At 70.2% G+C, this 23,781-nt stretch carries 16 protein-coding genes; 13 read left to right on the top strand and 3 right to left on the bottom strand.

What is annotated here, in order from left to right:
• Positions 1-70: 70 nt before the first annotated feature.
• From melA to ACFRCG_RS01270, 6 genes are read left to right on the top strand one after another with little or no spacing between them, the layout of a single operon-like run.
• Complete coding sequence (gene melA / locus ACFRCG_RS01295; RefSeq protein WP_380027414.1) at positions 71-1,366, top strand: alpha-galactosidase; 1,296 nt, start codon at positions 71-73, stop codon at positions 1,364-1,366.
• A gap of 29 nt (positions 1,367-1,395) precedes the next feature.
• Positions 1,396-2,487, top strand: a complete 1,092-nt coding sequence (locus tag ACFRCG_RS01290) for an amidohydrolase family protein (protein WP_380027412.1) — start codon at positions 1,396-1,398, stop codon at positions 2,485-2,487.
• Positions 2,484-3,413: a carbohydrate ABC transporter permease gene (locus tag ACFRCG_RS01285; protein ID WP_380027410.1), complete on the top strand. Its 930-nt coding sequence runs from the start codon at positions 2,484-2,486 to the stop codon at positions 3,411-3,413. Before ACFRCG_RS01290 ends, ACFRCG_RS01285 begins: the two co-directional genes overlap by 4 nt.
• Positions 3,414-3,423: 10 nt before the next feature.
• Positions 3,424-4,386: a carbohydrate ABC transporter permease gene (locus tag ACFRCG_RS01280; RefSeq protein WP_380027408.1), complete on the top strand. Its 963-nt coding sequence runs from the start codon at positions 3,424-3,426 to the stop codon at positions 4,384-4,386.
• Between the two features lie 31 nt (positions 4,387-4,417).
• Positions 4,418-5,791: an ABC transporter substrate-binding protein gene (locus ACFRCG_RS01275; RefSeq protein WP_380027406.1), complete on the top strand. Its 1,374-nt coding sequence runs from the start codon at positions 4,418-4,420 to the stop codon at positions 5,789-5,791.
• 41 nt (positions 5,792-5,832) lie between these two features.
• Positions 5,833-7,725, top strand: a complete 1,893-nt coding sequence (locus ACFRCG_RS01270) for a spherulation-specific family 4 protein (RefSeq protein WP_380027404.1) — start codon at positions 5,833-5,835, stop codon at positions 7,723-7,725.
• A 134-nt stretch (positions 7,726-7,859) separates the two neighbouring features.
• Here the strand turns inward: ACFRCG_RS01270 and ACFRCG_RS01265 are convergent, their stop codons facing one another.
• Positions 7,860-8,735, bottom strand: coding sequence for an aldo/keto reductase (locus tag ACFRCG_RS01265; RefSeq protein ID WP_380027402.1), 876 nt, complete (start codon positions 8,733-8,735; stop codon positions 7,860-7,862).
• A gap of 251 nt (positions 8,736-8,986) precedes the next feature.
• Here ACFRCG_RS01265 and ACFRCG_RS01260 point away from each other — a divergent pair, with 251 nt between their 5' ends.
• The 5 genes from ACFRCG_RS01260 to ACFRCG_RS01240 all read left to right on the top strand — a co-directional run bounded on the left by ACFRCG_RS01260 (position 8,987) and on the right by ACFRCG_RS01240 (position 16,396).
• Complete coding sequence (locus tag ACFRCG_RS01260) at positions 8,987-10,288, top strand: ATP-binding protein (RefSeq protein WP_380027399.1); 1,302 nt, start codon at positions 8,987-8,989, stop codon at positions 10,286-10,288.
• 170 nt (positions 10,289-10,458) lie between these two features.
• Positions 10,459-11,625, top strand: a complete 1,167-nt coding sequence (rhaI, locus tag ACFRCG_RS01255; RefSeq protein ID WP_380027397.1) for an L-rhamnose isomerase — start codon at positions 10,459-10,461, stop codon at positions 11,623-11,625.
• Positions 11,626-11,714: 89 nt separating this feature from the next.
• Positions 11,715-13,757: a bifunctional aldolase/short-chain dehydrogenase gene (locus ACFRCG_RS01250; RefSeq protein ID WP_380027395.1), complete on the top strand. Its 2,043-nt coding sequence runs from the start codon at positions 11,715-11,717 to the stop codon at positions 13,755-13,757.
• The gene (locus ACFRCG_RS01245; RefSeq protein ID WP_380027393.1) at positions 13,754-15,262 is read left to right on the top strand and encodes a rhamnulokinase family protein; all 1,509 of its coding nucleotides are present in this window, start codon (positions 13,754-13,756) and stop codon (positions 15,260-15,262) included. Before ACFRCG_RS01250 ends, ACFRCG_RS01245 begins: the two co-directional genes overlap by 4 nt.
• A gap of 105 nt (positions 15,263-15,367) precedes the next feature.
• On the top strand, positions 15,368-16,396 hold the full coding sequence (locus ACFRCG_RS01240; RefSeq protein ID WP_380027391.1) for a LacI family DNA-binding transcriptional regulator: 1,029 nt from the start codon (positions 15,368-15,370) through the stop codon (positions 16,394-16,396).
• Positions 16,397-16,452: 56 nt separating this feature from the next.
• Here ACFRCG_RS01240 and ACFRCG_RS01235 read toward each other — a convergent pair whose 3' ends face one another.
• On the bottom strand, positions 16,453-18,954 hold the full coding sequence (locus tag ACFRCG_RS01235) for a collagenase (protein ID WP_380027445.1): 2,502 nt from the start codon (positions 18,952-18,954) through the stop codon (positions 16,453-16,455).
• A gap of 547 nt (positions 18,955-19,501) precedes the next feature.
• Here ACFRCG_RS01235 and ACFRCG_RS01230 point away from each other — a divergent pair.
• Positions 19,502-21,823 carry a glycosyl hydrolase family 18 protein gene (locus tag ACFRCG_RS01230; protein WP_380027389.1) on the top strand — a complete coding sequence of 774 codons (2,322 nt, stop codon included), beginning with the start codon at positions 19,502-19,504 and terminating at the stop codon, positions 21,821-21,823.
• A gap of 120 nt (positions 21,824-21,943) precedes the next feature.
• Here ACFRCG_RS01230 and ACFRCG_RS01225 read toward each other — a convergent pair whose 3' ends face one another.
• Positions 21,944-22,816, bottom strand: a complete 873-nt coding sequence (locus tag ACFRCG_RS01225; protein WP_380027387.1) for a helix-turn-helix transcriptional regulator — start codon at positions 22,814-22,816, stop codon at positions 21,944-21,946.
• A gap of 176 nt (positions 22,817-22,992) precedes the next feature.
• On the opposite strand from ACFRCG_RS01225, the gene ACFRCG_RS01220 reads away from it, so the two are divergent.
• Positions 22,993-23,769: an SDR family oxidoreductase gene (locus ACFRCG_RS01220; RefSeq protein WP_380027385.1), complete on the top strand. Its 777-nt coding sequence runs from the start codon at positions 22,993-22,995 to the stop codon at positions 23,767-23,769.
• The last annotated feature ends 12 nt before the right edge of the window (positions 23,770-23,781 follow it).

The raw sequence follows: 23,781 nt of genomic DNA, 5'->3' as shown, positions 1-23,781 counted from the left end.
GCCCACCGCCCGCCCACCCACCCCACCACCCGGGCCCCACCCCGAAGCCGCACAGCGAGGTGACCGCACCATGGCAAGGATCGTGCTCATCGGAGCCGGCAGCATCACGTTCGCCAAGAACCTGCTCTCCGACCTCCTGACCTACCCCGAACTCGCCGACGAGATGACCGTCGTCCTGCACGACATCGACGTCGAACGGCTCAACACCGCCGAGCAGATGACCCGTTGGATGATCGACACGCTCGGCGTCGGCGCCGAGGTGGAGGCCCACCTCGGCCGCCGCCGCGCCCTGGCCGGCGCCGACTACGTGATCAACGAGATCGCGGTCGGCGGCGTCAAGGCCGCGCACATCGACTTCGAGATCCCCGCCCGCTACGGGCTGCGCCAGACCATCGGCGACACCCTCGGCATCGGCGGCATCTTCCGCGCACTGCGCACCATTCCGGTCATGGTCGGCATCGGCAGGGACATGGCCGAACTGTGCCCCGACGCGATCCTGATCAACTACACCAACCCGATGTCGATGATCCCGCGCGCGGTCTACGAGGGCACCGGGCTGAAGAAGGTCGTCGGCGTGTGCCACTCGGTCCGCGACACCGAGGCCACATTGGCGCGGCTGGTCGGCATCCCGAAGGAGGAGATCTCCTTCCGCACGGCGGGCGTCAACCACCAGGCGTTCGTCCTGCGCTTCGAACACCGCGGCGAGAACCTCTACCGGCGCCTGGACGAGGTGATCGAGGCCGATCCGCAGATGCGGCGCCGGGTACGGGTCGAGGTCTACCGCCGCTTCGGCTACTTCCCCACCGAGTCCAGCGAGCACGGCTCGGAGTACCTGCCCTGGTTCCTGCCGCACCAGGACCAGGTGGACCGGTTCCGCCTGCCGATCGGCACCTACCTGGACTGGCTCCAGGACAACCTCGACACCTACGAAGCGCTGGTCGCCGGGCTGCGCGCGGGCAACGGCGTGGAGATCGCGCCCGGCAACGAACTCGCCTCGCTGATCGTCCACTCCACCGAGACCGGCACCCCGCGCGTACTGCACGGCAACGTGGTCAACGACGGACTGATCACCAATCTGCCGTCCGACGCGTTCGTCGAAGTCCCGTGCCTGGTCGACAAGGCGGGTGTACAGCCCACCAGGATCGGCGCGCTGCCCCCGCAATTGGCCGCGCTCAACCGGAATTACCTCAACGTCGGCGACCTGACCCTGCACGCCGCCCTGGAGGGCCGCCGCGACCACGTCTACCACGCCGCGATGCTCGACCCGAACGCGTCCGCGACCCTGACGCTGCAACAGATCCAGGATCTGGTCGACGAGTTGATCGTCGCGCACGGTGCCTTGCTGCCCGACGGCATCCGCAACTGATCCACCCGACCCAGACAGGGAGCGAGTAGATGATCCCGCACTTCCCCCACGAAACCGTCGTGCCGGCGCACCTGAAGGATCTGCCGCTGGCGCGCTACACGCCGCGCTCGCGGCTCGTCGTCGGGGCGCACGAGGTCGAGCGGGCCTCGCTCCCGGTCGTCGACGCGCACATCCACCTCGGCCGCTGGCTCAGCGAGGACGGCGGCTGGGTGGTGCCCGACGTCGGCGCACTGCTCGCGATGATGGACGAGTTGGGCATCCGCGGCATGGTCAACCTCGACGGTCGTTGGGGCACCGAACTCGACGAGAACCTGGCCCGCTACGACCACGCCCACCCCGGCCGGTTCGCCACCTTCTGCCACGTCGACTGGCGCGAGTTGGCGACCCCCGGATTCGAGGAGCGGATCGCCGCCGGGCTCCGCCGCGCGGCCGAGACCGGTGCGGTCGGACTCAAGGTCTGGAAGGACCTCGGCCTGCAACTGCGAGACCACGCCGACACGTTGGTCATGGTCGACGACCCGCGCCTGGACACCCTGTGGGCCACCGCCGGCGAGGTCGGCCTGCCGATCTGGATCCACACCGCGGACCCGGTCGCCTTCTTCGACCCCATCGACGAGCACAACGAACGCCTCGAACTGCTCCTGGCCCGCCCGGACTGGTCGTTCGCCGACGACCGTTTCCCCAGCTTCGAACGACTGGTCCAGGCCCTGGAGAACGTGGTCGCCCGGCACCCCGGCACCACCTTCGTCGGCGTGCACATGGGCTGCTACCCGGAAAACCTGCAATGGGTGGGCCGGATGCTGGACACCTACGCCAACTTCCACGTCGACATCGCGGCCCGGATCGCCGAACTCGGCCGCCAACCCAGGGCCACCACCGAGTTGATCCTGCGCCACCCCGACCGGGTGCTCTTCGGCACCGACGAGATCCCGCCGGACCGGGCCGTCTACCAGCGGCACTTCCGCTTCCTGGAGACCGCCGACGAGGGTTTCCCGCACTCCGACCAGGACCCGCCGCTGATGGGTCGCTGGGCGATCAGCGGACTCGACCTGCCGCGGGACGTGCTGGCCAAGGTCTACGCCGACAACGCTTTGCGACTCGTCCCCAGGCTGGCCTCATGAGCATGACCCTCGGCCGGCGCAAGGGCCGCCCCACCCGCCCCCAAACCGCCAACCGCGCGCGGTCGAAGGAGAATCGGGCCGCCGGCCTGTTCCTGCTCCCGGCGTTCATCGGCTTCGCCGTCTTCTACCTCTACCCCACCGGTCGCGGCATCTGGATCTCGCTCACCGACTGGAATCTGCTCTCCGATCCGCAGTACGTCGGCGCCGACAACTACGTCGAGGTGGCCAAGGACCCGCTGTTCTGGAACGCCCTCAAGGTCACCGCCTACTTCGTCTTCATCACCCTCGGCGTACAGGTCGGCGTGGCTTTGCTGCTCGCCGCGATCATGGTCCGGCTCACCGGATCCGTCGTGGTCCGCGCCCTGCTCCTGGTGCCCTGGCTGGTGCCGAACGTGACCATCGGGCTGATCTGGTTGTGGATGCTCGACGCCAACCTCGGCTTCGTGAACCACCTCATGGGCAAGACCGGGAGCGAGACGCACGGCTTCTTCGCCTCGCCGGACGAGGCCCTGCTGAGCGTGTCCGCGGTCAACATCTGGGCGGGCACCGGATACGTGGCACTGCTCCTGTACGCCGGGATGCTGCAGATCCCGGGCGAGTTGTACGAATCCGCGTCCCTGGACGGTGCGGGCGAGATCCGGATGTTCTTCAGGATCACCCTGCCGCTGCTCCGGCCGATCCTGGCCCTGGTGATGGTGGTCTCGGTGATCGGCTCGTTCCAGATCTTCGACACGATCGCGGTGACCACCAAGGGCGGCCCGGTCGACGCCACCCGCGTCGCCTACTACTACATCTACCAGGAGGCGTTCACCCACTTCCGCATGGGCTACGCCGCCGCGATGGCGCTGTGCCTGGTGGTCGTGCTCGGCGGACTGACCTACCTCCAGATGCGCCTGCTGCGCGCCTCCACGTCCGACCTGGCCTGAGGGGTTGACCATGTCCACATCCACCCGGGCCCGACCGATCGCCCGCGCCGCATCCTCCAAGCCGGTCGCCGTCGAGGGCGAACACCGCCCCTCGCGCCGGAGGTTCGGCCTCGGACGTGCTCTGGCCTGGCTGGTGCTCGGCGTCTCGTTGCTGATCACCCTCTTCCCCTTCTATTGGATGTTGCGCACCGCGCTGACCGACGGCAACCACCTCTACGCCGACAGCACCTCGCTGTGGCCCGAGCACTTCACCTTCGCCAACTTCAAGCGGGTGCTCGGTCTCGCGTCGGACGAGGAGAGCCGTGCGGCCGGCGGCTCGGGCGCCGACCTGGACTTCCTGCTGTACACCCGCAACTCGATCATCTACACCACGGCGATCGTGGTCGGGCAGACCCTCTCCTGCGCGATGGCCGGCTACGCGCTCGCCCGACTGCGTTTTTGGGGACGCGAGTTCGCCTTCGCCGTGGTCGTCGGCGCGCTGATGGTGCCGCCGATCTTCACGCTGCTGCCCAACTTCGTGATGGTCAAGGACCTGGGCATGCTGAACAGCTTCGCCGGCATGGTCGCGCCGACGCTGCTGATGACCCCGTTCACGGTGTTCTTCCTGCGCCAGTTCTTCATGTCGATCCCGCGCGAGATCGAGGAGGCGGCGATGCTCGACGGCGCCGGCCACTGGCGGATCTTCTGGCGGGTGGTGCTGCCGATGAGCAAGGGCCCGATCCTGACCATCGCGCTGACCACGGCGGTGTGGGCGTGGAAGGACTACCTGTGGCCGCTGCTGGTCGGCAACGAACCCGACAACCGGGTACTGACCACCGGTATCGGCGTGTTCCTCCAGCAGTCGCCCAACGCCCGTCCGGACTGGACCGGCCTGATGGCCGCCTCCACGCTCTCGGTCATCCCGATGCTGATCCTGCTGGTGGTCTTCGGTCGACGGATCGTCAACGGCCTCAACTTCACCGGCCTCAAGTGAACCCCCCGAGTTCTTCTCCGAGGAGATGCCCATGTCCCGTTCCGCGATCCGCCGTTCGCTGAGATCGCCCGCCGTCCGCACGTCCGCCGTGGTCGCCAGTGTGGTGCTCGTCGCCGCCGGGTGCGGCTCCGGTGGCTCCTCGGGCGGTGGCGGTGGGGGCTCGGTGAAGCTGAAGTATTCGCTGTGGGACGACAACCAGATCCCGCAGTACAAGAAGTGCGCGGAAGCCTTCCACGCCAAGAACCCGAAGATCACCGTCGAGGTCACCCAGACCGCGTGGGCGCAGTACTGGCAGAACCTGACCACGCAGGTCGTCTCCGGGACCGCGCCGGACGTGTTCACCAACTCGGTCCTGTACTTCCCGCAGTTCCAGAAGAACAACCAGATCCTGGACCTGACTTCCTACATCCAGCGCGACACCGTGGATCTGCAGCAGTACCAGGCCAACCTGGCCGACGTGTGGACACGTGACGGAAAGCGCTACGGCCTGCCCAAGGACTGGGGCACCATGGGCGTCGCGTACAACAAGGAGATGGCGCAGCGCGCCCAACTCACCCCGCAGGCACTGGACGCCTGGAACTGGAACCCGGTCGACGGCGGCGACTTCGGCCGCGCGGTGGCCGCGATGACCGTCGACGAGAACGGCCGCACCGGCCTGGAACCGGGCTTCGACAAGAACAAGGTCAAGACCTACGGTCTGGCCATCGCCTACGAGGGCGGCGCCGTCGGCCAGGACTCCTGGGGCCCGTTCGCGGTCTCCAACGGTTTCCAGTACGTGGACAAGAACCCGTTCGGCACCAAGTACAACTACACCGACCCCAAGCTCACGCAGACCCTCGACTGGTTCGCGGGGCTGATCAAGAAGGGGTACATGCCGGCGTACGACAAGCAGTCGACGGTCGGCGCCGACGGGCTGCTCCAGTCCGGCAAGGCCGCGATGACCATCGCCGGTTCCTGGATGGCCAAGACCTACATGGCCGACGGCAAGGTCGCCTTCGCCGGCATGCCGACCGGTCCGACCGGGCGCAAGACGCCGATCAACGGCCTGTCCGACGCCGTGTACGCCAACGGCAAGCACAAGGAACAGGCTTGGCAGTGGGTGAAGTTCCTGGCCTCCACCGAGTGCCAGGACATCGTCGCCGGCGAGGCCGTCGTCTTCCCGGCGATCACCACGTCCTCGGCCAAGGCCGAGGCCGCGCAACTGGCCGCGGGCCGCGACATGCGGATCTTCACCCAGCCGGTGGCAACCCCCGGCCAAACCTTCGTACTTCCGGTCACCGACCAGGGCGACCGGATCCTGGACATCGTGCAGAGTGCCGTCGACCGGGTCTGGCTCGGCCAGGCCGACGCCAAGTCCGCGCTCGGTCAGGCGAACAGCGATGTCAACGCCCTACTGAAGAAGTGAGCCACCGTCCCATCCGGAAGGCCATTCCAGAAGGAGTACGCATGCGCACGGATTCTCGTGCCCGCTCGTGGAGAGCGCGCACTGCCGCGGCGGGAACCGCCGCCGCCGCACTGCTCGGCGCCTCGCTGATCGCGACCGCGCCGGCCGCCCAGGCCGACCCCGGCCCGGGCATCAACCAACAGGTCGGCGTACCGGCCTACTTCCACCCGGGCGTCCCGTCCGGCGGGACGGCGTGGGCCACGCTCGCCAGTGGCACGGGCACCCCGGGGCTGACCGTCGTCAACATCGCCAACGGGCCGAACTTCGAGGAGAACGCGCCCAACGAGACGTTCAAGACCGCGATCCGGCAGGTGCGTCAGGCGGGCGGCAAGGTGATCGCCTACGTGGACACCGGCTACTTCGGCACCAACACGATCGGCGCCCCGAAAACCACCCGGCTCGGGGATACGAGCATCGCGGCGTGGCGGATCCAGATCCAGCACGACGTCGACAAGTGGTATCGGCTCTACGGCCCCGAGATCGACGGCATCTTCTTCGACCAGGGCCAGAACAGCTGCGGCCCGAACGGGACGAACACCTACGTCGACGAGTATCGCGCGTTGACCGCCTACACCAAGCGCAACCACCCGGGCGCGCTGGTGGTGGACAATCCCGGCATCGACATCCCGCAGTGCTACGAGGACGCGGCCGACATCCAGGTCACCTTCGAGGGCAGCTACACCACCTACCAGACGTTCACTCCGCCGCAGTGGGAACTGGACTCCGACCCGGCCAAGTTCTGGCACCTGATCTACGAGACCACCGAGGCGCAGATGCCGTCGGCGGTGGCGCAGAGCAAGCAGAAGAACGCCGGCACGGTCTACGTCACCCCGGACCAGTTGGACCCCAACCCGTGGGACAGCCTTCCGGGCACCTCCTACTGGTCGACGGAACTGGCCGCCGCCAAGGTCGCCCCGACCGCCGCTCCGGCGACGCCGGCGCAGCCCACGGCCGCCGCCGGCTCGGCCACGTCGGTACAGCTGAGCTGGCCGAACTCGGGCCCGAGCACGGTGGCCGGCTACGACGTCTACCGCGACGGCGTCCGGATCGGTGCGGTGCCGCATCGCACCACCGGCTCCTCGCAGTTCACCGCGACGGACCTGAACCCGTCGACGGCCTACGCGTTCACGGTTCGCGCCCGCAACGACGCGGGGGTGTTGTCGGCCGCGAGCCCGGCGCGCAATGTCACCACCTCGGCACCGGGCGCCAACCCTCCGGGTGTGCCCGGATCCTTCACCGGCGCCACCGCCGGTCCCACCTCGGTGCAGCTGTCCTGGACCGCGTCGACGCCGGGTTCGGCCGCCGTCGAGGCGTACGACATCTACCAGGACAACGCCCGGATGGCGACGGTGCCGGCGAGTCAGATCTCGGCGCGGCTCGGTGACATGACGCCCGGTACGACCCACACGTTCGACGTGGTCGCCCGGGACGCCACCGGTCGGGTCTCGGCGCACACCGCGCAGGTCTCGCTGACTCCGCCGCCGCCGGTGGGCGGGCCGATCGTGGACGTCTCGGCGACCCTGACCGCCGCCCAGGCCGAGTACAAGGCGACCTACCAACTGCCGTTCGGCACGCACCGGGTCTTCGTCGACGCGGACAACAACCCGAACACCGGCTACGTCACGGGCCCGGTGTGGCCGGGTGTCGGCGCCGATTTCATGCTCGAGAACGGCTTCCTGTACAAGGCCACCAAGAACGGCGCGGACTGGACCGGGATGTGGCAGTCGGTGCCGTTGACGCCGTCGCCGCTGGTCTCCAGCACCAACGACCAGTTCGTGTGGCGGATTCCGACCTCGGTGTTCGGCACGCTGAACGGGGGCACCCAAAAGCTGGCCTTCCAGGGCGGCGAGCCGAGCACGTGGGCGGCCGCCTACCTGACCATCGTCCAGCAGTGACCCCATGAACGGGCATCCCGGCCGCCGTCCTCGGTCGGGATGCCCCCACCGAACGGCGTGGCGACCGGGTCACCACGCCTCGAACCGCCCGCCCCGCCCCCGCCCCGATTCGGGGACGGGGCGGGCGTCGTGTGTCACAGGCCGATGGCGGACAACGTCTCGAAGTCGTCGTCGGTGAGCCGGACCCGGGCCGCCTCGGTGTTCTCCTCCAGGTGGGCCACGCTGGACGTGCCGGGGATCGGGAGCATCACCGGCGAACGACGCAGCAGCCAGGCCAGCGCCAGCTGCGCGGGGGCCGCCCCGCGTTCCTTCGCGAGGGTGTCCAACGGGCCGCCCGGGCGCGCGAGTTGCCCGGTGGCGATGGGGTACCACGGGATGAAGGCGATGCCCTCCGCCGTGGCGTAGTCGAGCACGCTCTCGGCCTTGCGGTTGACCAGGTTGTACAGGTTCTGCACGGAGACGATCTCGACGATCTCGCGTGCCTCGCGCAGTTGCTCGACGGTGACCTCGGACAGGCCGATGTGCCGGATCTTGCCCTCCTCGCGCAGCCGGGCCAGTTCGCCGACCTGGTCCGCGAGCGGGACCCGCGGGTCGATCCGGTGCAGCTGGTAGAGGTCGATCCGTTCCAGGCCCAGGTGACGCAGGCTCAGTTCGGTCTGCTGGCGCAGGTATTCGGGGCGACCCAGTTCGTGCCACTCGCCCGGGCCGGTGCGGGCGAAGCCGCCCTTGGTGGCGATCACGACGTCGTCGGCGTACGGGTGCAGGGCCTCGCGGATCAGTTGTTCGCTGACGAACGGGCCGTAGGAGTCGGCGGTGTCGATGAGGTTCACCCCCAGTTCGACGGCGCGTCGCAACACCCGGATCGCCTCCGGACGGTCCTTCGGCTCGCCCCAGACACCGGCCCCGGTGAGCTGCATGGCTCCGAATCCGAGCCGATGCACCGGCAGGTCGCCGCCGATCGGGAAGACACCGGACGCCTGGGCGGGGCCGGACGCGGACGAGACGGTCATGGGTTCTCCGTTGGGGTCGGGCGGCCCGACGGGCCGGACGGCACGGACGAGGTCGAAGCCCATTCTGCCCCCACGGACCGTCCAAACGGCGACGACGTGCGCTCACCGCTGCCCGGTCGCGGCTCGGATGTCCATCCACGAGGTGACCAAGTCGAGGCACGCACTTGTACACAACGACACATTCGCCGCGGGCCGGCGCTGCCTAGTGTGTGGCACTCGTCGAGGCACCGGATCCACGGATGGAGCGATTCATGGTCTGGCTGGTACAGGACTATCGCGAGGAGGACCTCGCGGCGGTGGTGCACCTGATCGACACCACGACCGGGCTCGGTCAGGAGTCGGTGTTCTCGCTGTCGGAGTGCATCCACGCACTGGCCTCGCGCCAACCGGCGGTGGTGGCCCGGCGCGACGGCGCGGTGGTCGGCGCGGCGCTGGCCACGGTGTCCGAGGGACGGGCCTGGGTGATGCGGATCGCCATCTCGCCCGGCGCGCGCGGCCTGGGTCTGACCAGCACGCTGCTGCTCGCCCTGGAGCGCCGACTGGTCGAGGAGCGGGTGCGGCGGATCGCGTACGTGCTGCCCGAGGAGGACTCGCGCGAACTGGGGCTGCGCAACGCCGGCTACGAACGGCGGCCCGCGGTGGCCTACTTCGAGAAGGTCGAGCCGGTCGACGACCACGTCGCGGAGACCCTGGACCGGCTCGGCGGGCGCATGTTGCCGGGCGACCTGTGGTCGAAGGTGGCCGGCATGGAGGTGGAGAAGAACCTGATCGAGCGGCGTGTGGTGCTCCCGCTCGCCGATCCGGGCCGGGCGCTGCGGCACGGGGTCGAACCGCCGCGCGCCATCGCCTTGTTCGGGCCCCCGGGGACCGGCAAGACCACCTTCGCCCGGGCCATCGCCTCCCGGCTCGGCTGGCCGTTCGTGGAACTGCTGCCCTCGCGCCTGGCCGACGGCGGAAACCTCGCCGCGGCGCTGCGCGAGGCGTTCGGGCGACTGGCCCGACTGGAGCGGATCGTGGTGTTCATCGACGAGGTCGAGGAGATCGCGCCGATCCGGCACGCCCGACCCGGCGCCGGGCACGCGGTGACCAACGAACTGCTCAAGCTGATCCCGGCGTTCCGCGAACACGGCGATCGGCTTCTGGTGTGTGCGACCAACTCGGTGCGTTCGCTCGACCCGGCGTTCCTGCGGCCCGGCCGTTTCGACTACATCATCCCGGTGGGCACCCCGGACGCGGACGCCCGTCGGGCGATGTGGACCCACCACGCCTCGGCCCGCCCGGACGTGGACCTGGACGCACTGGTGGCGGCCAGTGACCTGCTCACCCCCGCCGACATCGGGCACGCGGCGCGGATCGCGGCCCAGGCGTCGTTCGAGCGCGACCTGTTCGAGGGCAACGACGGCAACGACGGCAACGACGACGCCGGCGAGGCGGGCGCCCCGGGTGCGCGGACCCGCGACTACCTGGACGCACTCGCCCAGTCCCGCCCCACGGTGACCGCGAGCATGGTCGAACTCTTCGAGGAGGACATCACCACCCACGCGCGGGTATGACCCGACCGGCGCATCCGCCGACACCGCGCCGCGGCGCCCGACCCCGGCCTCGGGGTACGGGCGCCGCTTGTGGTCTTGACGTGTTCCCGTTGCGGACGTACGTTCCCTTCCGTCGGATTGAAACGTTTCATTTTCGCTCGACGGAACGTCGGACGTAGGCAGGAGCCCCCATGCAGGACATCGAGGCGGTGCGCGTCGCCCTGCGCGCCCAGCGGATCGAGACGCCCTCGTGGGCCTACGGCAACTCCGGTACACGCTTCAAGGTGTTCGCCCAGGAGGGCGTCCCGCGCGATCCGTACGAGAAGATCGCGGACGCGGCCCGGGTGCACGCCCTCACCGGCGTGGCGCCGCTCGTGTCCCTGCACATCCCCTGGGACCGGGTCGACGACTACGCGCACCTGGCCGCCCACGCGCACGAGCACGGCGTGCGGATCGGCGCGATCAACGCCAACGTCTTCCAGGACGACGCCTACCGCCTGGGCAGCGTGACCAACCCCGACGCCCGGGTGCGCCGCAAGGCCGTGCACCACCTGCTCACCTGTGTGGATGTGCTGGACGCCACCGGCTCCCGCGACCTGAAGCTCTGGTTCGCCGACGGCACCAACTACCCGGGCCAGGGCGACATCGCCACCCGACAGGGGTACCTGGCCGAGGCGTTGGCCGAGGTGTACGCGCGTCTCGGCGCCGACCAGCGCATCCTGCTCGAATACAAGCTTTTCGAGCCCGCCTTCTACATGACCGACGTCCCGGACTGGGGCACCGCCTACGCGCACTGCCTCGAACTCGGGCCCCGGGCCGTGGTCTGCGTGGACACCGGGCACCACGCGCCGGGCACCAACATCGAGTTCATCGTCGCGTTCCTGCTGAGCCGGGGCCGGCTCGGCGCGTTCGACTTCAACTCGCGCTTCTACGCCGACGACGACCTCATGGTGGGCGCCGCCGACCCGTTCCAACTCTTCCGGATCATGCACGAGGTGGTGCGCGGCGGCGGCCTCGACCCGGCGGCGGGGGTGAACTTCATGCTCGACCAGTGCCACAACATCGAGCCGAAGATCCCCGCCCAGATCCGCTCGGTCACCAACGTCCAGGAGGCCACCGCCAAGGCCCTCCTCGTGGACGCCGAGGAGTTGGCCGCCGCCCAGCGGGCGGGCGACGTACTCGCCGCCAACGCGGTACTGATGGACGCCTACGCGACCGATGTCCGGCCGCTGCTCCGGGAGTTGCGCGAGGAGCAGGGCCTCGCGCCCGACCCGGTGGCCGCCTACCACGCCTCCGGATACGCGGAGCGCATCCGCGCCGAGCGCGTCGGCGGTACACAGGCCGGCTGGGGCGCCTGATCCCGTCCGGGCCCCGCCGATCCACCCCGTCACGCCCCGCCCCGCCCCGCCCCCATCCCCACCACCTCCACGCACGAGGAGACCCGCCGATGTCCGGCACCCCACCCGAGGTCGAGCACCTGCTCCGTCGCTCGCACGCGCTCGGCGCGGATCCGCGCAACACCAACTACGCCGGAGGCAACACCTCCGCCAAGGGCGTCGGCGTCGACCCGGTCACCGGCACGCCGGTGGACCTGCTCTGGGTCAAGGGCTCCGGCGGCGACCTGGGCACCCTCACCGAGGACGGGCTCGCGGTGTTGCGCCTGGACCGGCTGCGCGCGTTGACGCAGGTGTACCCCGGGGACGACCGCGAGGACGAGATGGTCGCCGCGTTCGACTTCTGCGGGCACGGTCGGGGCGGTGCCGCGCCGTCCATCGACACCGCGATGCACGGTCTGCTCGACGCCGCGCACGTGGACCACCTGCACCCCGACTCGGGCATCGCGCTCGCCACCTCCGCCGACGGCGAGAAGCTGACCGCCGAGTGCTTCGGCGACACCGTGGCGTGGGTGCCGTGGCGCCGTCCCGGCTTTCGGCTCGGCCTGGACATCGCGGCGATCCGGGCGGCGAACCCGCAGGCGATCGGGTGCGTTCTCGGCGGGCACGGGATCACCGCGTGGGGTGAGACCAGCGCGGAGTGCGAGCGTAATTCGCTGCACATCATCCGCACCGCCGAGGAGTTCATCGAGGCACGATTCGACCCCGCCCGCCATCCGTTCGGCGAGCCGATCGCCGAGCCGCTGCCGGAGCCCGAACGCCGGGCCAGGGCCGCCGCGTTGGCCCCGCTGCTGCGCGGCCTGGCCTCGACCGACGGCGCCCGGGTCGGGCATTTCACCGACACCGCACCGGTGTTGGACTTCCTGTCCCGCACCGAACACCCCCGCCTCGCCGCGCTCGGCACCTCCTGCCCCGACCACTTCCTGCGCACCAAGGTCCGCCCGCTGGTACTGGACCTGCCGGCCGACGCGCCGCTCGACGAGGTCGCGGCCCGACTGCGCGAACTGCACGCCGACTACCGGGCCGACTACGCCGCCTACTACGCGCGCCACGCCGAGCCGGACTCGCCGGCCATGCGCGGCGCCGACCCGGCGATCGTCCTGGTGCCCGGGGTGGGCATGTTCTCGTTCGGCGCGGACAAGCGCACCGCCCGGGTGGCGGGCGAGTTCTACCTCAACGCGATCAACGTGATGCGTGGCGCCGAGACGATCTCCACCTATGCGCCGATCGACGAGCGAGAGAAGTTCCGGATCGAGTACTGGGCCCTGGAGGAGGCCAAGTTGGCCCGCCTGCCCCGGCCGCGCCCGCTGGCCGCCCGGGTGGCCCTGGTCACCGGCGCCGGTTCGGGCATCGGCCGGGCCATCGCGGAACGCCTGGTCGCGGAGGGCGCGTGCGTGGTGGTCGCGGACCGGGACGCGGCGGGCGCGACGGCGGTGGCCGCCTTTCTCGGCGGCGCGGACCGCGCCGTGCCGGTGACCGTGGACGTGACCTCCGAGGCGGGCGTCGCGGCCGCGTTCGCCGCCGCCGCACTGGCGTTCGGCGGAGTGGATCTGGTGGTCAACAACGCCGGACTGTCCATCTCCAAGCCGCTGTTGGAAACCACCGCACAGGACTGGGACGTGCAGCACGACGTGATGGCGCGCGGCTCGTTCCTGGTCGCCCGCGAGGCGGCCCGGACGATGATCGAGCAGGGTTCGGGCGGCGACATCGTCTACATCGTGTCCAAGAACGGCGTCTTCGCCGGCCCGAACAACATCGCCTACGGCGCCACCAAGGCCGATCAGGCCCACCAGGTGAGGCTGTTGGCGGCCGAGCTGGGCCCGCACGGGATCCGGGTCAACGGCGTCAACCCCGACGGCGTGGTGCGCGGATCCGGCATCTTCGCGGCCGGGTGGGGCGCGCAACGGGCCGCGGTGTACGGGGTCGAGGAGGAGAAGTTGGGCGAGTACTACGCGCAGCGCACCCTGCTCAAGCGGGAGGTGTTGCCGGAGCACGTGGCCAACGCGGTGTTCGCGCTGACCGCCGGCGACCTGTCGCACACCACGGGCCTGCACATCCCCGTCGACGCGGGCGTCGCCGCGGCGTTCCTGCGATGAACACACGCAACCGACACGGGAGTTCCGCGGACGTCTTCGCCGCCGTCGATCTCGGCGCCTCCAGCGGCCGGGTGCTGGCCGGACGGGTGGGCCCCGAGGTGTTGAGCGTCACCGAGGCACACCGCTTCGTCAACCGTCCGGTGCGCGTCGGCGGCACGCTGTACTGGGACGTCCTGGCCCTGTACGGCGGCGTCCTGGACGGCCTGCGCGCCGCCGGCCGTACCGCGGGCACCCCGACGAGCATCGGAATCGACGCGTGGGCGGTCGACTTCGGACTGCTCGACGCGCGTGGCACACTGCTCGGCAACCCGGTGCACTACCGCGACGAGCGCACCACCGGCATCCCCGAACGGGTGCACGCCCGCGTCCCCGCCGAGCGGCTGTACGCCCTCACCGGAATCCAACACGCGAGCTTCACCACCATCCACCAACTCGTCGCCGCCGCCGACACCCCGCAGTTCGGCTTGGCCCGGCGGGCGCTGCTGATCCCGGATCTGATCTCCTACTGGCTGACCGGCGAGGCCGGTACCGAGTTGACCAACGCCTCCACCACCGGACTCCTGGACCCGGACAGCCGGAGCTGGTCCACCGGGATCATGGCCGAACTCGGCCTCGACCCCGACCTGTTCGCCCCACTGCGCGCACCCGGCGCGGCGGCCGGCACGCTCACCGACGATGTGTCGGCGGAGACCGCACTGCCCGCCGGGGTCCGGGTGACCGCCGTCGGCTCGCACGACACCGCCTCGGCCGTGGTCGCCGTCCCCGCCCGCGACGAGCGCTTCGCCTACATCTCCAGCGGGACCTGGTCCCTGGTCGGCGTCGAACTGGACGCGCCGGTGCGCAGCCGGGAGAGCCGCCGGGCGAACTTCACCAACGAACTGGGCGTCGACGGCACGGTGCGCTACCTGCGCAACGTGATGGGCCTGTGGCTGCTCCAGGAATGTATGCGGCACTGGGACCGCCTCGGCCGGCCGCAATCGTTGGACCGGCTGCTCGACGACGCGGCGCGGGTGGCACCGCTGCGCTTCCTCGTCGACGCGGGCGATCCCGCCTTCCTGCCGCCCGGCGACATGCCCGAGCGCATCGCGGCGGCCTGCCGCCGGGCGGGCGAGCCGGTCCCGCGGACGCCGGGGGAGACGGTGCGCTGCATCGTGGACAGCCTCGCGCTCGCCTACCGTCGGGCGGTACGGGACGCGCAACGCCTTTCCGGGCGCGCCGTCGACGTGGTGCACGTGGTCGGCGGCGGCGCGCTGAACACGCTGCTGTGCCAGGCCACCGCCGACGCGTGCGCCCTGCCGGTGGTGGCCGGCCCGACCGAGGCCGCGGCGCTCGGCAACCTGCTCGTCCAGGCCCGGGCCGCCGGGACCGTACCGGGCTCGCTCGCGGACCTGCGCGCACTGGTCCGGACCACTCAGCCGCTGCGCCGCCACGAACCCCGCCCCGACGCGGGCGACTGGGCCCGAGCCGCCGATCGCCTGCCGAAGCGCACCGAAGCGCCGGCCTGACGCCACCGTCGCGGTTCGGGGAACCGCCCCGGCACCGCATAGGCTGCCGGGGTCGGACCCGCCGGCCCGACCCCGGACCGGCCTGGAGAAGCGGATCGATCCCGGATGACGACGTCGAGCATCAAAGAGGTGGCCCACCGGGCCGGTGTGTCGGTGGGCACGGTGTCCAACGTGCTCAACCACCCCGAGCGGGTGGCCGAGTCCACCCGCAACCGGGTGCTCGAAGCGGTGGAACTGCTCGGCTTCGTACGCAACGACTCCGCACGGTCGCTGCGTTCGGGCGTGGCCAACACGGTGGGCCTGATCGTCCTGGACGTGGCCAACCCGTTCTTCACGGACGTCGCGCGCGGCGTCGAGGACGTCTGCAACGAGTCCGGTTCGGTGGTCATCCTCTGCAACTCGGACGACTCGGGAACCAAGCAGGAACGATACCTGCGCGTGCTCCAGGAACAGCGGGTACGCGGCGTGCTGGTCACCCCCGCCCGGGACGCGGAACTGCCGGTGGCGGACCTGCGCGCCCGGGGCCTGGCGGTGGTGCTGCTCGATCGCGGCGGCGACCGCGCGGACCTGTGCTCGGTGGCGGTGGACGACGTGCTGGGCGGCCGGTTGGCCGGCGAACACCTGGTGGCGGTCGGCCGGCGCGAGTTCGCGTTCGTGTCCGGCCCGCTGTCCATCCGCCAGTGCGAGGACCGCCGCCGCGGCATGCGCGCCGCGCTCCGCGACGCGGGCCTGCGGCTCGGTACCTCCACCCGCGACGTCACGGTCCCCGCGATGAACGCGAGATCCGGTGCCGAGGCGGCCCGGCGCCTGCTCGACGCGGGCCCCCCGCCGGCGGCGATCTTCTGCGCCAACGACCTGCTGGCCCTGGGTCTGATACGCGAGTTGCTGCGCGCCGGCGTGCGGATCCCGGAGGATGTCGCGGTGGTGGGCTACGACGACATCGAGTTCGCCGCGGCCTCGGCGGTCCCGCTGACCTCGATCCGCCAGCCCACCTACCGCCTGGGCCGTAGCGCCGCCGAACTCCTCCTCGAGGAGAGCGAACACCCCGACACCCACACCCACCGCCAGGTGGTCTTCCGCCCGGAACTGGTGATCCGCGAGTCGACGACGATCGACGGCGGCGAGGCCCGGTAGGGCCCCGCCGCCGCGGTCCGCCCGGCGCGCGTCGTGGGCGCGCCGGGCGGGGTCGGTCAGTAGCTCGTCGTCACCGAGGTGCCGGCGAACGCCTGCTGTCCGTAGAGGGAGATGTAGTGGTAGCCCTCGGGCGGTGCGGTGATGGTCAGGGTCTCCGCGTTGCCCGACTGGGTGGACTTGGCGGTGTAGGCCGTGGGCGTGGCCCAGTTGTCGCTGTTGTAGTAGAGGTCGGCGTTGCCGGTACCGCCGGTGGTGACGATGTTCAGGCGCGCGGTTCCCGCCGGGACGTAGATGTAGAACCAGGCGGTTCCGTTCGCGCCCGCCGACACCGAGCTGCGGCCGCAGTTCTTGCCCAGGACGCGGGTGTCGGGGTCGGTGCACTCGGAGGCGCCTCCGCCGCCGGTGACCGTGACGTTGTGGCTGACGGTCGCGGTGGCGCCGCCGTTGTCGGTGACGGTCAGCTTCACCGTGTAGGTGCCGGCCGCGTACGTCTTGGTCGGGTTGGCCGCGGTCGAGGTGGTGCCGTCGCCGAAGTCCCAGGCGCGGGCGGCGATGGTGCCGTCGGAGTCGGTGGAGGTGTCGGTGAAGGCGACCGACGTACCGCTGACCGCGCTGGTGAACTCGGCCGTCGGCGGGCGGTTGGTGGGCGTGCCACCGCCGCCGCACTCGCCCGCCGCGCAGGCGGCCAGCCAGGTGTACCAGTCGCTGTCGTAGCGGGTGCCGATGGTGGAGGTCAGGAAGGTGCGCGCGCCGGCCCAGTCGCCGGTGCGGTAGTAGCCGAGCAGGCGGGTGATGTCCGCCGGGTGCTTCTGCAGCATGTAGCGCACGCCGAGGTAGCCCCAGCGGTAGATGCGGGTCGTGTCGTGGGAGTAGGTGGTGTCGAAGACGGTACTCAGCGCGTAGGTGTGCTTGCCCGCCTCGGTGATCGCGGCGTCGTAGGGCAGGTTGCGGTAGGAGTAGGAGACGTACTCCGCGAAGCCCTCGATCCACCAGATGGTCGGTGTGGTCACGCCCGCGTCGAAGTCGCCGAACATGTCGAACCGGCCGTCGAGGTAGTGCGTGTACTCGTGGTTGAGGTTCCAGATCTCGAACGCGGGCCGGGTCCACTCGGCCTCGTAGGCGATGAACCGCGGCTGGTTGCCGGCCGCGCTCGGGTCGCCTTCGAGGTACATGCCGCCGTTGTTGGTGTCGATGCCGAAGATGGCGCCGGCGTAGGTCTGATAGTCGGCGCTGGAGTGGAAGACCACCACCTCGATCGTGGTGTTGTGGTCGTTGGCCACCGCGCCGCTGTCCTTGACCACGCCGTGGAAGTACGAGTCCTGGTTGCGCAGGCTCGTGCAGGCGGTGGCGAGGTTGGCCTGGCTGATCTCCTGGGCCCGGATGCGGATGCTCGGGCTACAGGTGTAGTCGATGGTCAGCACCGCCGCGGTCAGCCGCGCCTGGAGGTTGCAGGTGTCGTAGTAGGCGCACTGTGCCTTGTCGTAGTAGTCGGTGCCCTCGGCCAGCGCGACCCACATCGCCGCGGTCGGCCCGGTGATCGAGGTGGCGCTCAGGTGGGCGCGCACCATCGGGCGCACCCGGGCCTGGAGGCTCGCGTACTGGAGGAAGCGGGCCAGTTCGCGGCCCGAGTTGACGGTCAGGTAGGCGCGGTCGGTGCCGAGCAGGTCCCGGTGTGCCCTCGCGAAGGCGTCGACCGCGTCGACGGTGCTCGGGTCGGACTGCACGGCGGTGACGAACTCGGGTACCTGGTGGCCGCGGAAGAGCACGGTGAAGACGTTGTTGACCGCGGCCTTCATCCACCACGACGCGTCGTACGAGCTGTTGTAGGCCGCCAACAGCCGCTTGACCACGTAGAGATAGCGGGCGTTCTCCTGGGCGCTGTCGATCAGCGTGACCGCCTCGGCCAGCGTCTCGCCGTTGGCGTCGGTGACGTCCGAGGAGTGCGCGTTGGCGAAGAAGGTGTCCAGACCGGAGCGGATCGCGGTCTTCAGCGCGGGGCCGTACGTGCCCACCGTGGTCGGGTCGTACCACTGCACGTAGTAGCCCGCGCGCAGGAACAGCACCACCTGCGGCGCGCTCGTGCTGCCGTTGCCGGGGTAGGAGCCGGCGAGGTCGCGCAGAGCGTAGGCGACCGTGGTCATCTGCTCTTCGCGGAAGATCGAGCGGGCGTCGGTTCCGGAGACGGTGAACAGGGTGTTCACGCACTCCGTCGTCGACGACTTGATCTGCGTGACCAGCGCGGCGCCGGTACGGCTCGCGAAGTCGGCGACCGCGCAACCGGCCGCGGCGGCACGCTGGTTCGTCGCGGCCATCGACGGCCGGGCCGGTCGGGCGGCCGACGCCGGGTCGTCGTAGTCGCGCCGGGCGTTGTCGGACACGTTCGCGGACAGTGGCGGCCGGTCGGGGACCGGCAGCGGCTTCGCCCGGGTGTGCGGGGACTGGTCGGCCGAGGCGCTGGGGGGTGCGCCGAGCGGTGCGGCCACGGGGATCGGGGCCGCCGCCGGACCGGGATCGGCGGGGGCGGCCGATCCGGGCTGGGTGAACAACCCGAAGCCCATGGCGAGTGATACGGCAACCACCGCGACGCGGCGGAGTCTTCCCTGTCGTGCCGAATGGGTCGATCGATTGGTTCGCAAAGACCGTCTCCTTGCGGAACAGAGGGCACGCGTGCGCGCCTCCGATGAGGGGTGGTGCAACGGCATGAGCGGTTTCGTCGCCGGCCCCGTTTCGGGGAGAGAGGCGGAGCCGGCGCGTGCGTGGTACTGCTCGCTGCCTCGCCGGAAGGACCAACGGTGGCAAGGCAGTTGGTGCCGCCGTGGACCGGAAGGGGAGCGTCCGGACCGCTGCGTGACATGTACCATGTCACAAATCACATTTTGCGTGAAGGGGTATCGAACACCGAGTGCGGCCAACGAAACGGCAGCGGGCGCAGGGGGGTTCGGGCGAGCCGATTTTGCCGGGACTTGCCGGCACCTCGCCGCTACTGGTCTAGACCTTGATTATTGGTCCAGACCTTCATTACGCTCGCCCTACTGTGTGAGCCGGACAACCCGGCTCATTGTGGGGCGCAGGTTCTCCGTCGGATCCCGAAATCCAGGAGCACCCATGGCCATCGAAACCGTGTGGCGCACCAAACGCACCAAGCCCGGCAAGAGATTCATCGCCATCTGTGCGAGCCTGCTCCTCCCGCTCGCCGCGATGGTCGGCCTGTCCGCCGCACCCGCGCAAGCCGCCGAAGGGGCCACCGCGACCTTCGCCAAAACCTCCGACTGGGGGGGCGGTTTCCAGGGGGAGTGGACGATCAAGAACACCGGTACCACCGCCGTCACGGCCTGGACCGTCGAGTGGGACTTCCCCGCCGGCACCTCCGTGGGCGCGTACTGGGACGCCTTGATCACCTCGTCCGGAACGCACTACACCGCGAAGAACCGTACCTACAACGGCTCGGTCGCGCCCGGGGCGAGCGTCAAGTTCGGCTTCGTCGGCTCCGGCCCCGGAAGTCCCAGTGGCTGCAAGATCAACGGCGGCCCCTGTGACGGCGTGCCGCCGACCGACAACCCGCCGAGCGCGCCCGGCCTGCCGAGCGCGACCGCGACCACCTCGACCTCCATCTCGCTGAGCTGGGGCGCGGCCACCGACGACCACGCCGTCAAGAACTACGACGTCTACCGCGGTACTTCCGTGGTCGCCACGGTCACCGGGACCGCGTACACCGACACCGGTCTGACCGCCGACACCGCGTACACGTACAAGATCGTGGCGCGGGACAGCATCGACCAGACCGGACCCGCGTCGCCGACCGCCACGCTGCGCACGGCGCCCGGCGGCGGTACCGACACACCCCCGACGGCCCCCGGCACACCGACGGCGAGCAGCGTGAACGACACGTCGCTCACCCTCAACTGGACGGCGGCCACCGACGACCACGGCGTCAAGAACTACGACGTCCTGCGCGGCGGCAGCAAGATCGCCACCGTCAACGGGACTTCGTACAACGACACCGGTCTGACCGCGAACACCACCTACACGTACACCGTGGTGGCTCGCGACACCATCGACCAGACCGGCCCGGCCAGTGCGCCGCTCACCGTCAAGACCACCGGCGGCGGCACCCCGGGCGGCGAGTACTTCCGCGTGGGCTACTTCGTGCAGTGGGGCATCTACGGCCGCGCCTACACGATGAAGTCGCTGGACACCACCGGTGCCGCGGCCAAGCTCACGCACCTCAACTACTCCTTCTCCAACATCGACCCGGTCAACCTGACCTGCCTCAACGGCGTCACCAAGGCCACCACCCCGGGTCCGCAGGACCCGAACCAGGGTGACGGCGCGGGCGACTCGTGGGCGGACTACGAAAAGGGCTTCAGCGCCGGGGAATCCGTCAACGGCAGCACCGACACGTGGGACCAGCCGTTGGCCGGAAACTTCAACCAGCTCAAGCAACTCAAGGCGAAGTACCCGAAGTTGAAGGCGCTGATCTCGGTCGGCGGCTGGACGTACAGCAGGTACTTCTCCGACGTCGCCAAGACCGACGCGTCGCGGCAGAAGTTCGCCAAGTCCTGTGTGGACATGTACCTCAAGGGCAACCTGCCGGTGACCAACGGGCGCGGCGGCAACGGCGTCGCGGCCGGGATCTTCGACGGCTTCGACCTCGACTGGGAGTGGCCGGGCGCCGAGGGTCACGCGGGCAACCACATCTCCGCGGACGACAAGAACAACCTGACCCTGCTGATGGCCGAGTTCCGCAAGCAGATGGACGCGTACGGCCAGACCACGGGCAAGCACTACCTGCTCACCGCGTTCACCCCCGCCGACCCCGGCAAGCTGGACGTGGGCTGGGACATCACCACGCGCGACGGCACGCCCAGCGTGTTCGACTACATGGACTACGCCAACGTGCAGGGCTACGACTTCCACGGCTCCGGCAGCGACAACAGCTGGGAACCGAACCGCACCGGGGATCAGGGCAACCTGTACCAGGACGCGGGGGACCCGTACCCGACCAAGTTCAGCGTGGAAACCACCGTCAACTACTACCTGAACCAGGGCGTGGACCCACGCAAGCTCGCCCTCGGCCTGGCCTTCTACGGCCGCGGCTGGCAGGGCGTCGCCGACGGTGGGGCGCACGGCGAATGGCAGGAGGCGCACGGCGCCGCACCGGGCCAGTTCCCGGAGGAGGCCGGCACCAGGGGCTACGCCAACCTGATGTCGTCGGTACCGAACCTGACCGTCTACCACGACGAGCAGTCGGTCTCGACCTACGGCTTCACCGGCAACAACGGCCAGTGGTGGACCTTCGACGACGCATGGTCCATCGGGAAGAAGACGGCCTGGCTCCGTTCGAAGAATCTCCTGGGCGCGATGATCTGGGAGATGAGCGGGGACACCGGGGTGTTGATGACCGCGGTCGACAACGGGCTGAAGTAACGGCCCCCTGATCGGAAGGCCGGGAGGCGGTGAGTGGCTGCCTCCCGGCCTTCCTTGTCGTCCGCCGTCGTGCGCGCCTCGTCGTGGGCGGCGCCTCCGGGCGCTGTCGCCGTCGACCCGTCAGCCGGCGTGCGGGGCGTGGGCGGGGAGTTCGGGTGCGGTCCAGTCGGCCAGGATCCGCAGCGCCTCGGCGGTGGGGGAGGCCGGCTCGACGTTGTAGACGCACAAGGTCTGCTCCGTGTCGCCCGGGACCTGGAAGGACTCGTAGGCGAAGTGGAGGTCCCCGACGAGGGGATGGCGGTAGTGCTTGGCCCCATGGGTGCGGCGCAGCACCCGGTGGTCGTTCCACCAGCCGCTGAACTCGGGGGATTTGAGCGTCAGTTCGCCGACCAGATCGGCGAGCCGGCGATCGTGGGGGTAGCGGCCCGCCTCGAATCGGAGCATGGCGACCGTCTCCGCGGCGAGGCGTTCCCAATCGCCGACACGCTCGCGGGCCTCGGGGTCGAGGAGGTAGTACCGGGCCAGGTTGCGCCGGGTGGCGGGCAGCGCGTCGAAGTCGGTGAGCACGGCCCTGGCGAGCCGGTTCGTGGCCAGTACGTCGGTACGTCGGCCCAGGATGAACGCCGGCACCCGGTCGAGGGTCTCCAACATCAGGTACAGCCCCGGCCGCACCCGCTGGGCGGCCCCGGCCGGCGCGCGCCGTACGGTGCGGGCATCGGAGCCCAGCAGGTCGGTGAAGTGTTCACGCTCGGTGCCGTCGAGCCGCAGCACACGCGCGATCGCCGCCACGACCTCCGTGGAGGGGTTGTGCGCGCGCCCCTGCTCCAGGCGCGTGTAGTACTCCGTACTCACACCGGCCAGGCGGGCCACCTCGTCCCGGCGCAGGCCGGGCACGCGGCGGACCCGGCCGTCGGCGGGCAGCCCCGCCTCCTCGGCGGTGATTCCGGCGCGTCGTGAGCGCAGGAACCCGGAGATTTCCTTGGTGCGGTCCATGGGACCAGTGTGCGCAGGTCGCCGGTGCCGTATCCGCACCGGGCCGGCCCTGTCGGTACCTGTTTCCGCAGGGCCATCCATGGCGTCCACACGGGCTCGTGAGAGTGGTGTGCTGGATGAGCGGTCGAGAGGAACCGACCGCGGCCCACTTTGCTCACCTGTGGAGGGTACGCACCATGTCCATGAACACCATGTCCCGCCCGTCGGCCCGTCGTGTCGCGGTCGTCACCGGCGCCTCCAGCGGTATCGGTGCGGCGTCCGCCGAGAAGCTGGCCGCGCTGGGTGCCCGCGTCGTCGTCCTGGCCCGGCGGGCCGATCGGCTGGCGGATCTGGTCGCCCGGATCGAGCGCGACGGCGGCAGCGCGCTGGCGATCGCCGCCGACGTGACCGACGCCGCGGCGTTGGCGGACGCCGCCGCCCGGGTGGCGGCCGAGTTCGGCGGCGCCGACCTGCTCCTGAACAACGCCGGCGTCATGCTGCCCGCCCCGATCGAGGAATTGGCGGCCGACCAGTGGAAGCAGCAGATCGACCTGAACATCACCGGGTTGATGAACACGATCGGCGCGTTCACCCCGCAGCTGATCGCGGCCGCCGCCGAGCGCGGGGTGGCCGACCTGATCAACACCTCGTCGATCGCGGCGCAGAACATCTTCCCGAATTTCGCCGTCTACTCCGGGACCAAGGCGTACGTCACCCACCTGTCCCGGCACCTGCGCGCCGAGTTGGGCGCGCGGAACGTGCGGGTCTCGGCGCTCGAACCGGGCATCGTCGGCACCGAGTTGCAGAGCCACGTCACCGACCCGGGCGCGCGGGAATGGCTGGCGGGCGCCAAGGAGAGCATGGAGTGGCTCACGCCGGAGGACATCGCGGAGACCGTCGGTTTCATCGCCACGATGCCGCCGCGGGTGAACTTCCAGCAGATCACCATCATGCCCACCGGGCAGGCCGCCTGACCTGTCGTGCCG

Origin of the sequence: Embleya sp. NPDC056575 (assembly GCF_042793325.1) — a bacterium.
GTDB lineage: Bacteria > Actinomycetota > Actinomycetes > Streptomycetales > Streptomycetaceae > Embleya.
This window is presented reverse-complemented; position numbering and strand designations above follow the sequence as displayed.